This window comes from Cellulosimicrobium cellulans, from assembly GCF_007679345.1.
Classification (GTDB): domain Bacteria; phylum Actinomycetota; class Actinomycetes; order Actinomycetales; family Cellulomonadaceae; genus Cellulomonas; species Cellulomonas cellulans_A.
The window spans coordinates 271,726-285,845 of sequence record NZ_VEGH01000005.1; the positions used below are offsets into that span (position 1 = coordinate 271,726).

The following is a 14,120-nucleotide window of genomic DNA, read 5'->3' on the forward strand; positions in this document are numbered from 1 at the left end:
CCCCGCACGACGTGCGATCTCGGCGCGGGAACGACCGGGGGGCGGGGGCGTCAGCGGCCGGGGCGGTCCTCGTCCGAGGGGGTCGGCTCCGGCGCGGCGGGCGGGGCGGGCTGGCCCGCGACGAGCCCGCGCAGGGACTCGACCGCGTCGTCGCCGGCGTCGGTGGCCGCGAGGTTCGCGGCGGTGACGGCCTCCAGCACCTCGGCGCGGTGCACCGCCACGGAGCGCGGGGCGTCGATGCCGAGGCGGACGCCGTCGCTGCGCACCTCGATCACGGTCACGACGATGTCGTCCCCGATCACGAGTCGCTCCCCGACCCGTCTGCTCAGCACCAGCATGGCGCCGACCCTACCTTCCGCACGCAAGCGCCCGGCGCACCGCCCGCCCGCGCGGCCCCTCCGCCCGAACGGATCCACCCGGGCGGACACGCCGAACGTGTCGGTCCGAACGGATCCACTGGACGACCGACACGAGCCCCCACCCCGGGCCCGCCCCCACTCTCCGGGCGAATGGATCCCTTCGACCCGGCACGCCGGTGCGTGTCGGTGCGAACGGATCCATTCGGCGGCCGACCCGAGGGCTCACCCCCGCCCGGGCCGCCGGGCGGGGTCAGCCCCAGACGGTGCCCGCGGGCAGGTGCTCGCCCAGGGCCGCGGCCCAGGCCACCCGGGACGCGGGCACGCCGTCGATCCACGCGACCGGGACGCCGAGGCCCAGGACCGTGCCCGGCTCGCTGGTGTCGAACAGCCCGCCCACGGCGAGCGCGTCCAGCGGCCGGCGCGCGCCGACGCCCGCGATCCACCGGGCGCAGTCCCGGGTCTTGCTCCGCGCGTCGACGACGCCCCACGCCTGGTCCGGCCCGAGGGCGGCGAGCAGCTCGGCGGCGGCGTCCTCGCGGGCGCGTCCCGGCCGGACGCCGAGCGCCACCAGGGTGACGCCGTCGGCGGCGGGCAGCTCGGCGCGCCACCGCGCGGCGGCCGCGGGCGTGGTCAGCCGGCGCCCGGGGGCTGCGGCCGAACCGGCCGAGGCCGCGTCCGCGTCCCCTGCCAGCACCACCGGGCCGGAACCCGAGCGCAGGGCGAGCAGCTCGGCGACGCGCGCGGCGTCCTCCGGCGGCCCGGCCACGACGAGCACCGTCCCGGGGTCGCGCGGGACCGGCGGCGCGGCGGGCACGGCGGCCAGCAGCCGCGCGAGCTCGACCGGGCCGTCCCCGACCGCGGCGAGCAGCGGGGCGGGCACGCCGAGCTCGGCGAGCGCGGCGCGCGGCACCCCGCCGGACGCCGCCCCGGCACCGGCACCGGCTCCCGCACCCGCGTCCGGCGCCACCCGCTCCACCGCGGGCACCGGTGCCGGCGCGGGCAGCACCGGCGGCGTCGCGGGCTCGAAGGCGCGGCCCGCGGCCTCCCCGGGGCCGGCGGCGGGTCGTCCCGCCGCCGACGCCGGCACCTCCAGGTGGTGGTCCGGCGCCACGGCCCCGGTCATCGCCCGCATCTGCTCGAGGACGGAGGCGAAGGACTCCTCCCCCGTCGACACCCGCGGCGGCGCCTCCGGCACCGACCCCGGGCGCGCGGGCGCGAGCACGTCGGACCCCGGCGGGCCGAAGCCGTCGGGCCCCGCGTCGGCGGCGTCCGCGGCGGCGAGCAGCGCGTCGATCCCCGCCGCCCCGCCCCCGCCGCCGGCGCCCGCCGACCCCACCGTGACGCCACGGCGCCGCAGCAGCCCGGTCGTCGGCGCGGGCGGGGCGTCCGGCACGTCGATCGTCAGCTCGTACCGCTCGCGCGCGAAGAACCCGGCGAGCCCGCCGGTCCGCACCCGCTCCGCGCGCACGATCCGCGCGGTCGGCCCGAACTCGGCGCGGACGTGCACCATGAGCTCGGCCAGGTCGGCGCCCTCAAGCAGCAATCGCGTGGGCACCGCTCACCACCCCGACGGTCTCGATCCGGACGCCACCGCCGGTGACCTCGGCGTACGACAGCACCGGCAGCCGGTCGAGCGCGAGGAGGACGACCTTGCGCAGGGCGGGCCGCAGCGCGGGGGCGCACACCAGCACCACGGACCGCCCGGTGGCCTCGGCGTCCGCGACCTGGGCGCGCAGCCGCTCCAGCATGGCCTCGAGGCGGGTCGGGTCGGTGACGATCTGGGTGCCGGACTCGGACGGGCGCAGGGCCTCGACGAGCGACTGCTCGAACACCGGGTCGAGCGTGAGCACCCGGAGCGCGCCGTCCTGCACGTACTGCGCCGACAGCGCCGGTCCGAGCGCGCCGCGCGCGGCCTCGACCAGGCCCTCGGGGTCGGTGCTGACCTTGGCGCGCAGCGTGAGCGCCTCGTAGATCCGGGACAGGTCGCGGATCGGCACCTCCTCGGCCAGCAGCCCCTGCAGCACGCGCTGGACCTCGCCGAGCGACAGCAGGCCGGGCACGAGCTCCTCGACCACGGACGGGTTGACCTGCTTGACGCCCTCGGTGAGCACGCGGACGTCCTCGCGGCCCAGCAGCCGCGGCGCGTTCCGGGTGATGATCGAGCCGAGGTGCGTGATGAGCACGGACACCCGGTCCACGACGGTCGCGCCGGCCATCTCCGCGGCGTGCCGCAGCTCGGCGGCGACCCACTTGCCCGGCAGGCCGAACACCGGCTCCACGACCGACTGCCCGGGCAGCGCGGCCAGGTCGTCGCCCAGCGCCAGGATGCGCCCGGGCGGCACCTCGCCGCGGCCGACCTCGACGCCGGCGATCCGGACGACGTAGGTGGACCGGGGCAGGTCGACGGAGTCCCGGGTGCGGACCGGCGGCACGACGATCCCGAGCTCCATGGCGATCTTGCGGCGCAGGCCGCGGACGCGGTGCAGCAGGTCCTGGTCGGGGCCGTTGCCGACCATGTCGACCAGGTCGGGCGCCAGCAGGATCTCGAGGGTGTGCACCCGCATCTGCTCGATGAGCGCCTCGGGGGTGTCGTTGCTCGTGGGCGCGGCGGTGGCGGTCGACGCGGCGGCGAGCTCGGCGGCGGCGGCCTCCTTGGCCTGCGAGGCCTTGATCCGCTGCGCCACGACGATCAGGCCGGCGCCGACCAGCACGAACGGCAGCTTCGGCATGCCGGGCAGCAGGGCCAGCGCGAGCGCGCCGCAGCCGGCGATGAGCAGGGCGGTCCGGGACTGGGACAGCTGCTTGGACGCCGCGGTGCCCATGTCGCCCTCGGCGGTGGCCCGGGTGACGACGATGCCGGTGGACACGGACAGCAGCAGGGCGGGGATCTGGGTGACCAGGCCGTCGCCGATGGTCAGCAGGCTGAACCGCTCGAGCGACTCGGTCACGGACAAGCCCATCTGGACCATGCCGATGACGAACCCGCCGATCAGGTTGATCAGCGTGATGATGATGCCGGCGATCGCGTCGCCCTTGACGAACTTCGAGCCACCGTCCATCGCGCCGTAGAAGTCGGCCTCCGCGGTGACCTCCGCGCGGCGCCTGCGGGCGGTCTCCTCGTCGATGAGGCCGGAGTTCAGGTCGGCGTCGATCGCCATCTGCTTGCCGGGCATCGCGTCGAGGGTGAACCGCGCGCCGACCTCGGCCACGCGGCCGGCGCCGTTGGTGATCACGACGAACTGGATGACGACCAGGATCAGGAAGATCACCAGGCCGATGACCAGCGACCCGCCGACCACGAAGTGCCCGAAGGCGTCGATCACGGCCCCGGCGTAGCCGTCGCGCAGCACCAGCCGGGTGGACGCGACGTTCAGCCCCAGCCGGAACAGCGTGAACACCAGGATCAGCGAGGGGAACACGCTGAAGTCCAGCGGCTTCTGCACGTACATGCTGGTGAGCAGGATGACGAGCGCGGCCGTGATGTTCACGGCGATGAGCACGTCGAGCACGGCGGCGGGCAGCGGCACCACCAGCAGCAGCACGATGCCCACCACGCCCACCGGGACGGCGAGCTGGGAGATCTGCCGGTTCTTCATCGGAGGTCCTCGTCGGTGGTGGCGGGTACTGCTCTGGTCATCGGCAGGAACGGGCCGGTCATGCGGTCTTCTCCTGGCGGGCTCGCCGGCGGGCTGCGGCGACGGTGGTCGGGACGTCGTCCGGGGCGACCGAGCCGCCCGGCATGGTGTGCTTCCCCATCGCCGCGCCGCGCCGCCTGAGCTGCATGACGAACGCGAGCACGCGGGCGACGGCGGTGAACAGGTAGGCGGGGATCTCGGCGTCCACGGCGCACGCGGCGTGCAGCGCGCGGGCGAGCGGGATGTCCTCGACCATCGGCACGCGGTGCTCCACGGCCCGCGCGCGGATCTTGGCGGCGACGGCGCCCGCGCCCTTGGCGACCAGGCGCGGGGCGCCGGTGCCGGGGGTGTACTTGAGCGCCACGGCGACGTGGGTCGGGTTGACGATCACCACGTCGGCGTCGGCGACCGCGGCCATCATCCGGTTGCGGCTCATCGCCATCTGCTTGGACCGGATGTGGCCCTTGACCAGCGGGTCGCCCTCCGTGCGCTTGTTCTCCTCCTTGATCTCCTGCTTCGACATGCGCGTCTGCTTGCGGTTGCGGCGCACGACGACGAGCAGGTCGATCGCGGCGAGCAGCACGCCGGCCCCGATGCCCCAGACGATCAGCTGCTTCACGCCGGAGCCGGCGACGCCGAGCATGTGCTCCAGCGGGATCCGGCCCGTGCCCATCAGCTGCGGCACCAGGGCCTGCACGGCGGCGTACAGGACGACGCCGACGACCGCGGTCTTGAGCAGGGTCTTGGCGCCCTCCCACCACGCGTTCGCGCCGAACAGCCGCTTGACCCCGGACACCGGGTTGAACTGCTTGACGTTCGGCTTGAACTTCTTGACGTGCACGCCGCCCTGGGCGACCGCCACGGCGATGATCACGCCGGCGACGACGGCCATCAGCGGCCCCAGCGTCGCCACGACCGACCACAGGCCGTCGCCGAGCAGGTCGACCACGGTGCCGGCGTCCGGCGCGGCGATCGCCTCCCGGACCGACGCGAGCTGGTCGCGCGCGGCGTCCGCGGCGCGGCTCGCGGTGCTCGGCAGCATGACGGCGGCGGCGGCCAGGCCGACCCACGCGGTGAGGTCCTGGGACCGGGAGAGCTTCCCGTCCCGGTGGACCTCCTTCATCCGCTGGGCTGTGGCCTTCTCGGTCTTCTCCCCGCCGTCCCCTCCCCCGGCCATCAGGCGACCCCGAGGACGGCCTCGACGGCGCGGCGCGCGAGGTCGTTCACGACCCCCGGCAGCGCCAGGTACGCGAAGCCGGCGAACGTCACGGTCATCAAGATCTTCAGCGGGAAGCCCATCGCGAACGCGTTGAGCGCCGGGGACACCCGGGTCAGCAGGCCGAGGCCCACGTCGGTGAGGAAGAGCACGACCAGCAGCGGACCGCCGATCTGCAGCGCCGCGAGGAACATGTCGGACAGCCCGGTGGTGACCGCCTGCCCCATCGCGGCGAGGTCCAGCCCGGTGCCCGGCGGCACGGCGTCGAACGACCGCGCGAGCCCGCCCAGCAGCAGCTGGTCGGCGCCGGACACGAACAGCAGGACCAGGCAGGTCATGTTGTAGAGCCGGGCGAACTGCGCGCCCGACGTCATGTTCTGCGGGTCGAACGCCTGCGCGAGCTGGAACCCGCCGAACAGGTCGATGAGGTTGCCGGCCGCCTGCACGGCCGAGAACACCAGCGAGACCAGGAAGCCCAGCGCGGCGCCGACGACGGCCTCCAGCACCAGGTCGCCCACGAACTGGCCGGTCGACGTCGTCGAGACGAGGTCGAGGCGGGGCAGCACGGCGAGCGCCATCCCGACCGAGAGCATCGCCTTGACGGCGCCCGGGATCCCGCGGTGCGCGAACGGCGGCGCGATCAGCAGGAACGCGGCGAACCGGACGCCCGCGAGCATCGCGGTCTGCACGGCGGCCAGGGAGAGGGTCACGTCCATCGCCGGGTCAGCCTCCGAGCAGCGCCGGGATGCGCTCGAAGAGCTGGTGCGTGAACGTCACGAGCTCCGCGATCATCCAGTGCCCGCAGACCAGCAGCGCCACGGCGGCGGCGATGGCCTTCGGCACGAAGGACAGCGTCACCTCCTGGATCTGCGTGACCGACTGCACCAGGGAGACGGCGAACCCGACGACCAGCGCGGTGACGAGCACCGGTGCCGAGAGCTTCGCGGCGATGATCAGGGCGTCGAGCCCGATGTCGAGGACGGCCGAGGTGTCCATCAGCCACCACCCCCCGACGCGGCGCCGATCAGGGCGGTGACGATGAGGCCCCACCCGTCGACCAGCACGAACAGCAGCAGCTTGAACGGCAGCGACACCATGACCGGCGGCAGCATCATCATGCCCATGCTCATCAGGACCGAGGACACGACCAGGTCGATGACGAGGAACGGGATGAAGATGACGAACCCGATGATGAACGCCGAGCGCAGCTCCGAGAGCATGAACGCGGGGATCAGCGTGAGCATCGGGACCGCGGACGGGTCCTCCGGGTTCGGCTGGTCGGCCGCCCGGGTGATCAGCGCCAGGTCCGCCTCGCGGGTGTGCCCGAGCATGTACTCGCGCAGCGGGACCGAGCCGGCGTCCAGCGCCGTCTGGAAGTCCATGCTGCCGTCGAGGTACGGCTGCACCGCGTCGGTGTTGACGTCGGACAGCACCGGGGCCATCACGAACAGGCTGAGGAACAGCGCGAGGCCGGCGATCACCTGGTTCGGCGGCACGGTCGTCAGGCCGAGCGCGTTCCGGGTGAGGGACAGCACCACGAAGATCTTGGTGAAGCCGGTCATCATCAGCAGCAGCGACGGCGCGACCGACAGCAGCGTGATGCCGATGAGCACGACGATCGAGCTGCTGGGCGTGCCGTTCACGCCGTTGATGGCCACCGACACCTCGCCGGTGCCGGGGTCCGCGGGGCCGGTCGGCGCGGCGGGGCCCTCGGGCGGGGTCGGCGCGGCGTGCGCCGTGCCGGAGCCCAGGACGACCAGGGCGACGACGAGCGCGAGCACGGCCAGGACGACCAGCGGCCAGCGGCGGCGGTCCGCGGCGTCGGCGGCCGCGAGGGCCTCGGCGCGCGCGCCGGACAGGACGAGGTCCACATCGGCGGTCTCGGCGGGGCGGGTGGTCAGGTCGGCGGTCACCGGCGCACCGTCCGCTCCCGCAGCACCGCGACGGCCTGCTTCCAGGTGGACGGGGCCAGCACGGAGCCGTGGAGCGCACCGTGCGGCGCGGACTGCGCGTCGCCGGCGGCGGGCGAGGTGAGGCGCTCGATGCGGGCGGGGTCGACGTCCGCGACCTCCAGGCCCACGAGGCCGGGCACCGCGGCAGCCGGGGTCGAGGACGCCGTGGCGAGCGCGGCGGACGCGGCCGAGGTCGCCGCGGTGGCGGCGGCGAGCGCGTCCTCGAAGCCGGGCGCGGCGCCGGCCGCCGGGGCGGGGGCGTCGGCGGCGGGGGCCTCCGCCACCGCGACGGCGGCGCGGGCGCGGCGCGGCGTCGGCAGCACGGCCGCGGCGAGCGCCCCCAGGGTGAGCGGCGCGGCGGCGGGGGCCTCGGCCCCCTCCTCGTCGGGCTCCTCCTCGGCGACGGCGTCCAGCTCGGTCAGCATGGTGACGTGCTGCTCGCCGTAGCCGAGCAGCAGCCGGCGGTCGCCGACCGCGACGACCACGACGCCGGCGTGCCGGCCGAGCGCCTGGCGCCCGACCACCTCGACGGCCGGGCCCGCGGGCCGGCGACGGCCCTTGCCCCACCCGGCGCGGCGTGCGAGGACCCAGATCAGGCCGATCACGCACGCGAGCGCCAGGAGGACGCGCAGGCCCAGGACGACGGTGTCCATCAGATGGTGCCGTCCTCGCGCGCGATCTCGGTGATGCGGATGCCGAACTCCTCGTCGATCACGACGACCTCGCCGCGGGCGATGAGCCGGCCGTTGACCATGACGTCCGCCGGGCTGCCGGCGGCCCGGTCGAGCTCCAGAACGGCGCCCGGGGTCAGCTCGAGGACCTGGCGGACCGGCAGCTTGGTGCGGCCGAGCTCGGCGGTCAGCGTCATCTCGACGTCGTAGAGCACGTTGAGGCTCGCGCGCTGGGTCGGGACGCCCGGGACCTTCGCCGTCGGCTCGGTGCGCAGGCGCATGCCGAACCAGGCCTGCACGCCCTCGTCGGTGGTCAGGGCGACCAGGTGCGCGTCGGCCGGCAGCGCGGTGGCGACGGGCTCGGTGCGCGCAGCCTCCAGCACGCCGGCGCCGAGCTCGGCGACCGCGGCCTCCAGGGCGGGGCGCAGCGCGGCGGCGAGGTCGAGCGGGCTGCCGTCCGGGGCACCGGCGGCGAGCGCCTCGCGCACGGCCTCGTCGGCGACCAGCACCACGTCGGCGCTGTTCGGGCCGACGAACGACGCGACGACCGCGAGCGCGTCGTCCGCGGGCCGGGCGCCGGCCGGGGCCGGGGCGGGCACGAGCGGGGCGACCGCGGGCAGCAGGCGGGCGGCCGATGCGGCGGCGGCGAGCGCGACCGCGGCGTCGGTGGTCTCGGGGGCGTTCATCAGGGCTTCTCCTCGACGGTGACGACCATGCAGGCGAGGCGGGAACCGTTGTTCCCCGCGGCGGCTCGCGCGAGCACGACGCCGTCCACCACCACGTCGAGCGGCTGGGACGACGGGTGGGACAGGGGGACGACGTCGCCGACGGCCAGGCCGACGACGTCGCGGGGGCGGACGACGACCGGCGCGAACCGGACGGCGACCTCGACGGGCACGTCCTCGACGGCCGCCTCCAGGTCGAGCACCGCGAGCTCGTGGGCCCGCTGGTCCTCGACGGACCGGGAGCCGGCGCCGTCGGCCTGGCGGACGGCGGCGAGCAGCACCTCGGCGGGGAACATGACGGTCGCGACGTCCTCGCGCTCGCCGACCCGCATGAGGAAGGTGGCGACCAGCACCGCGTCGGAGGCCGGGACGGCCTGCACGAACTGCGGGTTGTACTGGACGGAGCGCAGCGTCACGTCCAGCGGCGTCAGCGACGAGAACGCGTAGCCGAGGTCGCCGAGCGCGGCGCCCATGACGCCGCGGAGCAGGGTCAGCTCGATCTCGGTGAGCTCGCGCTCCTCGCGGGCGTCGCCCGTGCCGGGGCCGCCGAGCATGTAGTCGATCCAGACCATCGTGGCGCTGACCGGGACCTGCACGACGGCGGTCTGCCGGGTCTGCTCGATGGTGCACAGCATCATCGCGGTGGTGCCGGGCAGGCCGCGCACGTACTCGTCGTACGTCTGCAGGCTCAGCCCGTCGAGCGTCACCTGGGCCATCGCCCGCAGGCGGGCGGTGAGCTGGTTGCCCCACTGGCGGGCGAACGTCTCGAACGCCATCTCGAGCACGCGGGCGTGCTCGCGCGCCATCGTCATGGGGCGGCGGAAGTCGTAGGGCTCGGGCACGTGCGTGCGCCGCCTGGAGCGCGCGGGGGCCTGACCCGTGGTGTGGACCGTCACGCCCACCCTGATCGGCGCGCGACCGGGTGATGTGAGGGGTCGCGGCCGGACTTTCTCCGCCCTCGGCCCGTCGTGGGCCGGCGTGCTGCGGAGCGATGTGGCGCCCTCCGTGGCGCCGTGGTTCACCGGATCGGGTGACGCCCCAGGTCAGGGGCGCCGGACGACCGGTCGGACGGGACGCGCGTCGCCGCGCGCGCCGTCACTGCGTGACGTAGTTCGTCAGGAAGACGTCGTACACCTCCCCGTGGTACAGCTCGTCGAGCTGGTGCTTGAACTCCGCCTTCAGCTCCTCGCGCTTGGCGGGGTCGCTGACCTCGGACACGCTCCGGCCGGAGAACAGGGCGATCGCCGCGTCCACCGCGGGGCCGGTCTCCGGGTCGCCGTGGCCCGCGGCCTCGGCGGTGAACTGCAGCTCGAACCCGAGCCGCAGGTAGTGGCCGTCGGCCAGGTTCAGGCTCACCGGCTCGACCGCGACGACCGCGCCCGGCTCGGGCTCCGGCTCCGCGGCCGGCTCGCCGCCGCCGCGGCCCAGCAGCAGGTACGCCGCCGCCCCGGCCGCCACCAGGACGACCGCCCCGATGATGAGGAGCAGCTTCTTCTTGCCGCCCTTCTTCTTCTCCGGCTCCGCGGCGGGCGCCGGTGCCGGCGTGCTCCCGCCGCCGATCTTCTGGCCGCCGCCGATCTTCTGACCGCCGCCGACCACGCGCTGCTCGATGGGCATCGCCCCTACCCTCCCGTCGTGCTTCCGGCTGCCACGGCGGGCAGCAGGGCGCGCACCGCTTCGGGTGCCGCGCTGAGAATGACCATGTCGACCCGCCGGTTGGCGGTCATCGCGTCCTCGCCCGTCCCCTGGACCAGGGGGCGGGTGTCGCCGTAGCCCACCGCCTGGATGCGGGTGCCCGGCATGCCGTCGCGCTCCACCAGGTACCGCAGCACCTGGGTGGCGCGGTCGGAGGAGAGCTCCCAGTTCGTGGCGTAGCGCCCCGAGATCGGGATCGTGTTGGCGTGGCCCTCCACCGAGATCTGCTCCTGGAGGCCCACGAGCGTGGGCGCGGCCAGGTCGAGCACCCGCCCCGCGGTCGCGGTCAGCGTCGCCGACCCCTGCGCGAAGAACACGTCGTCGGCGACCAGCCCGAGCACCAGCCCGCGCTCGTCCACCCGGAACCGGACCTGGTCCTGCAGGCCCTGCCCGGTGAGCGCGGCGAGGATGTGCTCGCGGACCTCCTCGAGGTGCGCCGCCTCGGCCTGCGCCGCGGCGAGCACGCTCGCGTCCACCTGGGTGGGGTCGGCCGACGTCTGCGGCGAGGGGTCGGACGCCTGCAGGCCGAGGCCCTCGTCCGCGTCCACGATCCCGGAGGTGCCGGCGTCCGGCTGGTCCTCCGTGATCGACAGCCCGTCCATCGTGCCGTCCGTGCCGTCCAGCACCGACTGGTTGACCGACCCGTCGCCGAACCCCGCCGCCAGCGACGCCTTGAGGGCGACGTACTTCTCCTGGTCGACCTGGCTGATGGCGAACAGGACGATGAACAGCGCCATGAGCACGGTGATCATGTCCGAGTAGGACACGAGCCAGCGCTCGTGGTTGACGTGCTCCTCCTCGTGCCCCCCGCGGCGGCCGCGGCCGCGGCCCCCGTGGCCGGAGCTCACGCCGCTTCCTTGGCCGCGGGGGTGTCGGGCAGCAGGCTGCGCAGGCGCTCGCCGACCAGGCGCGGGTTGGCGCCGGCCTGGACGGCCAGCAGGCCCTCCAGCGTCACCTCCATCTGCGCGCACTCCAGGTCGGAGAACCGCTTGATGCGGGCGCCGAGCGGCAGCCAGACCACGTTCGCCGACAGGATGCCCCAGAGGGTGGCGACGAACGCCGCGGCGATCGAGTGGCCCAGCGACGCCGGGTCGGACAGGTTCTCCAGCACGTGCACCAGCGAGATGACCGTGCCGATGATGCCGATCGTCGGGGCGTAGCCGCCCATGTCGGCGAAGTACTTGGACCAGACCTTCTCGCGGGACCGCTTGGTGGCGATCTTGTCCTCGAGGATCATCCGGAGGTCGTCGGGGTCGGTGCCGTCGATCGCGGCCTGGAGCCCGCCGCGCAGGAACTCGTCGTCGATGTCCTTGGCCGCGTCCTCCAGGGCCAGCAGGCCCTCGCGGCGGGCGCGGTCGGCCAGGTCGACGAGCGTGTCCACGGTCGACGTCGGGTCCGGCACCTTGTTCATCAGGGCGCGCGGCACGGCCTTGAACGACTCGATGACGTCCTTGACCGTGTGGCCGGCGATGCCGACACCGATCGTGCCGACCCACACCAGCAGCAGCGGCGCGGGCAGGAAGATGGACATCGGGTCGGCGCCCTCCATGAGGAGGGCACCGAAGATCGCACCGAAGGCGACGACCAGCCCGATGAAGCCGGCGGGATCCATCAGCGGCTCCTCGGTCGCAGGGGAACGGGATCGGCGATGACGTCGCCGTCGTCCTCGGCCGGGTCCGGCACGCCGCTCGCGGCGTCGCGGACCAGCTCGACGGTGGGCGCCGGCGCGGCCTGGATCTCCTGGGCACGGGCCAGGAGCTGGGCGCGGTGCTCGTTGACCCGCGCGATGACCTCGGCCATCGACTCGCGGACGATGTACTTCGTCCCGTCGATGAGGGTCAGGATGGTGTCGGGCGCGCTGTCGACGCGCTGGAGCAGGTCGGGGTTCACCCCGAACTGGGCCCCGTTGAGGCGCGTCACGATGATCACAGCGGTGTCCCGTCCCTGGTGGTGCGTGTGCGGCGTGGCGCCGCCGCGGCCCGTCCGTGTGCCGCTCCCCCTGCCCATCGGACGCGGGGCCCGGTCGCTGAGGGGTTTGGCGCGGTTCGGACGCGGTTTCCGCGGGCCGTGCGACCCGCGGTGGAGGCACGCTCCCGGCCCCGCCGACCGTCGGGGCCGGCGGGGCCGGGAGCGGCGGTGCGCGTCAGCGCTTGAGGTTCACGAGCTCCTGCAGCACCTCGTCCGAGGTGGTGATCACGCGGGAGTTCGCCTGGAAGCCGCGCTGCGCGATGATCAGCTGCGTGAACTCCGTGGACAGGTCCACGTTGCTCATCTCCAGCGTGCCGGAGGACATGGTGCCGCGGCCGCCGGTGCCGGCGGAGCCGATCTGCGGGTCGCCGGAGTTCACCGTGGTGGTGAACAGCGAGCCGCCCGCCTTCGAGAGGCCGGAGGGGTTCGTGAACGACGCCATGGCGATCCGGCCGAGGTCCTGCTTGAGGCCGTTGCTGAACGCCCCGTTGATCGTGCCGTCCGAGCCGAGGGTGAACGACTCGAGGATGCCGGCGGCGTAGCCGTCCTGCTTGTCCGCGGCGATCGTGTCGACGCCGGCCATGCCGGTGATCCCGGTGAGGTCGACGGTCACGCCGCCGAGCGCGAAGGTGGTGTCGGCGAACGTCGGCTTGCCGGCGGGGTCGAACGTGAGCGCGACGGAGCCGGTCGCCGGGTAGGTGGCGGTGCCGTCGGTGGCGGTCATGGTCCAGCCGGTGGCGCCCTTGACGAACTCGAGCTCGACCTCGCGGGCGTTGCCCAGGGCGTCGTAGGCCTTGACCGAGACGGTCTTGGTCTTGCCCGTCTCGGCGTCGGCCTGCAGGTTGCCCGAGAACGGGGTGCGGGTCGTGGCCTTGGCCGGCATGACGGTGCCGACGCCGACCTTGATGTCGCCGACCGGGCGGGACGGGTCGATGACGCCGTTCGCGTCGGCCGCCCAGCCCTGGACCATGGCGCCGTCGCCCGGCAGCACCATCTGGCCGGTCGAGTCGAAGTCGAACGACCCGGCGCGCGTGTAGTACTGCTGCGTGCCCTGGCGGACGACGAAGAAGCCGTCGCCGGAGATCATCATGTCGGTGCTGCGGCCCGTGAGCTGCGAGGCGCCCTGCGTGAAATTGGTGGTGATGCCGGCGACCTGGACGCCCAGGCCGACCTGCGCCGGGTTCTGGCCGCCGACGCCGTCCTGCGGGCCGGAGGCCGCGTTGAGCATCTGGCTCAGGGTGTCCTGGAACTGGATCTGGGACGCCTTGAAGCCGGTGGTGTTGACGTTGGCGATGTTGTTGCCGGTGACGTCGAGCATCGTCTGGTGGCTGCGCAGACCGCTGATGCCGGAGAAGAGGGAGCGGAGCATGGTGGTTCCCTTCGGGTGGGGTGGGCCGGACCGCGGTCAGGCGGTGGTCGTGGAGTCGGTGGGGGCGGTCGCGTCGTCCTCCGCGGCGGGCGGGGTGCTGCCGGCCGGGGTGACGGTCGCGACGGCGTCGAGCGGGAGCTGGGTCTTCCCGACGGTCAGCGTCGGGACGCTGGCGGAGTAGTCGACGCCGGAGACGACGCCGGTCTGGGTCTTCCCGTCGGCGTCCTTCCAGGTGACCTGCTGGCCGACGAGGTCGGCGGCGGCCATCCGCATCTGGAGCCCGAACTGCTCGCGGGACGACGCCTGGATCTCCGAGAGGGACTCCATCATCGACAGCTGCGTGGTCTGCGCCATCATGTCGCTGGTGTCCATCGGGCTGCTCGGGTCCTGGTTGGAGAGCTGGGCGACCAGGAGCTTGAGGAACGTGTCCTTGTCGAGCGTCTTGCTCGGGGTGCTGGTGGTCGCCGCGGTCGCGTCGGCGGTCGAGCCACCGATGTACGAGACGGGGATGGCGGTCACGGGGGGTCCCT

The 14,120-nt window shown here is 74.2% G+C and carries 16 protein-coding genes; all 16 read right to left on the reverse strand.

The window, feature by feature from the left end; translation table 11 throughout:
• Positions 1–50 precede the first annotated feature (50 nt).
• Entirely contained in the window at positions 51–338 is a 288-nt protein-coding gene (gene csrA / locus FS882_RS09055; protein WP_158372730.1) for a carbon storage regulator CsrA, read from the reverse strand.
• 271 nt (positions 339–609) lie between these two features.
• Positions 610–1,914: a hypothetical protein gene (locus tag FS882_RS09060; RefSeq protein WP_158372731.1), complete on the reverse strand. Its 1,305-nt coding sequence runs from the start codon at positions 1,912–1,914 to the stop codon at positions 610–612.
• Positions 1,892–3,955, reverse strand: a complete 2,064-nt coding sequence (flhA, locus tag FS882_RS09065; protein WP_158372732.1) for a flagellar biosynthesis protein FlhA — start codon at positions 3,953–3,955, stop codon at positions 1,892–1,894. The genes FS882_RS09060 and flhA overlap by 23 nt, the downstream gene beginning before the upstream one ends.
• A gap of 58 nt (positions 3,956–4,013) precedes the next feature.
• Positions 4,014–5,171 (reverse strand): flagellar biosynthesis protein FlhB, encoded by a 1,158-nt coding sequence (locus FS882_RS09070; protein WP_158372733.1) that lies wholly within the window; start codon positions 5,169–5,171, stop codon positions 4,014–4,016.
• A complete protein-coding gene (locus FS882_RS09075; protein WP_158372734.1) occupies positions 5,171–5,926 on the reverse strand; it encodes a flagellar biosynthetic protein FliR in 756 nt (251 codons plus the stop codon). Before FS882_RS09075 ends, FS882_RS09070 begins: the two co-directional genes overlap by 1 nt.
• 7 nt (positions 5,927–5,933) lie before the next feature.
• Positions 5,934–6,206 carry a flagellar biosynthesis protein FliQ gene (fliQ, locus tag FS882_RS09080; RefSeq protein ID WP_154730868.1) on the reverse strand — a complete coding sequence of 91 codons (273 nt, stop codon included), beginning with the start codon at positions 6,204–6,206 and terminating at the stop codon, positions 5,934–5,936.
• The gene (gene fliP / locus FS882_RS09085; RefSeq protein WP_262348180.1) at positions 6,206–7,006 is read right to left on the reverse strand and encodes a flagellar type III secretion system pore protein FliP; all 801 of its coding nucleotides are present in this window, start codon (positions 7,004–7,006) and stop codon (positions 6,206–6,208) included. Before fliP ends, fliQ begins: the two co-directional genes overlap by 1 nt.
• Positions 7,007–7,119: 113 nt before the next feature.
• On the reverse strand, positions 7,120–7,815 hold the full coding sequence (fliO, locus tag FS882_RS09090; protein WP_158372735.1) for a flagellar biosynthetic protein FliO: 696 nt from the start codon (positions 7,813–7,815) through the stop codon (positions 7,120–7,122).
• Positions 7,815–8,519, reverse strand: coding sequence for a flagellar motor switch protein FliN (gene fliN, locus FS882_RS09095; protein ID WP_158372736.1), 705 nt, complete (start codon positions 8,517–8,519; stop codon positions 7,815–7,817). Before fliN ends, fliO begins: the two co-directional genes overlap by 1 nt.
• Complete coding sequence (locus FS882_RS09100; protein WP_158372737.1) at positions 8,519–9,454, reverse strand: FliM/FliN family flagellar motor switch protein; 936 nt, start codon at positions 9,452–9,454, stop codon at positions 8,519–8,521. Before FS882_RS09100 ends, fliN begins: the two co-directional genes overlap by 1 nt.
• Before the next feature lie 199 nt (positions 9,455–9,653).
• Entirely contained in the window at positions 9,654–10,175 is a 522-nt protein-coding gene (locus tag FS882_RS09105; RefSeq protein WP_158372738.1) for a flagellar basal body-associated FliL family protein, read from the reverse strand.
• Between the two features lie 5 nt (positions 10,176–10,180).
• Positions 10,181–11,101: a flagellar motor protein MotB gene (locus tag FS882_RS09110; protein WP_158372739.1), complete on the reverse strand. Its 921-nt coding sequence runs from the start codon at positions 11,099–11,101 to the stop codon at positions 10,181–10,183.
• On the reverse strand, positions 11,098–11,865 hold the full coding sequence (locus FS882_RS09115) for a motility protein A (RefSeq protein ID WP_154730949.1): 768 nt from the start codon (positions 11,863–11,865) through the stop codon (positions 11,098–11,100). The genes FS882_RS09110 and FS882_RS09115 overlap by 4 nt, the downstream gene beginning before the upstream one ends.
• A complete protein-coding gene (locus FS882_RS09120; RefSeq protein ID WP_158372740.1) occupies positions 11,865–12,182 on the reverse strand; it encodes a flagellar FlbD family protein in 318 nt (105 codons plus the stop codon). Before FS882_RS09120 ends, FS882_RS09115 begins: the two co-directional genes overlap by 1 nt.
• Before the next feature lie 214 nt (positions 12,183–12,396).
• Complete coding sequence (locus tag FS882_RS09125) at positions 12,397–13,590, reverse strand: flagellar hook protein FlgE (protein WP_158372741.1); 1,194 nt, start codon at positions 13,588–13,590, stop codon at positions 12,397–12,399.
• Between the two features lie 36 nt (positions 13,591–13,626).
• On the reverse strand, positions 13,627–14,109 hold the full coding sequence (locus FS882_RS09130; RefSeq protein WP_158372742.1) for a flagellar hook assembly protein FlgD: 483 nt from the start codon (positions 14,107–14,109) through the stop codon (positions 13,627–13,629).
• Positions 14,110–14,120 lie beyond the last annotated feature (11 nt).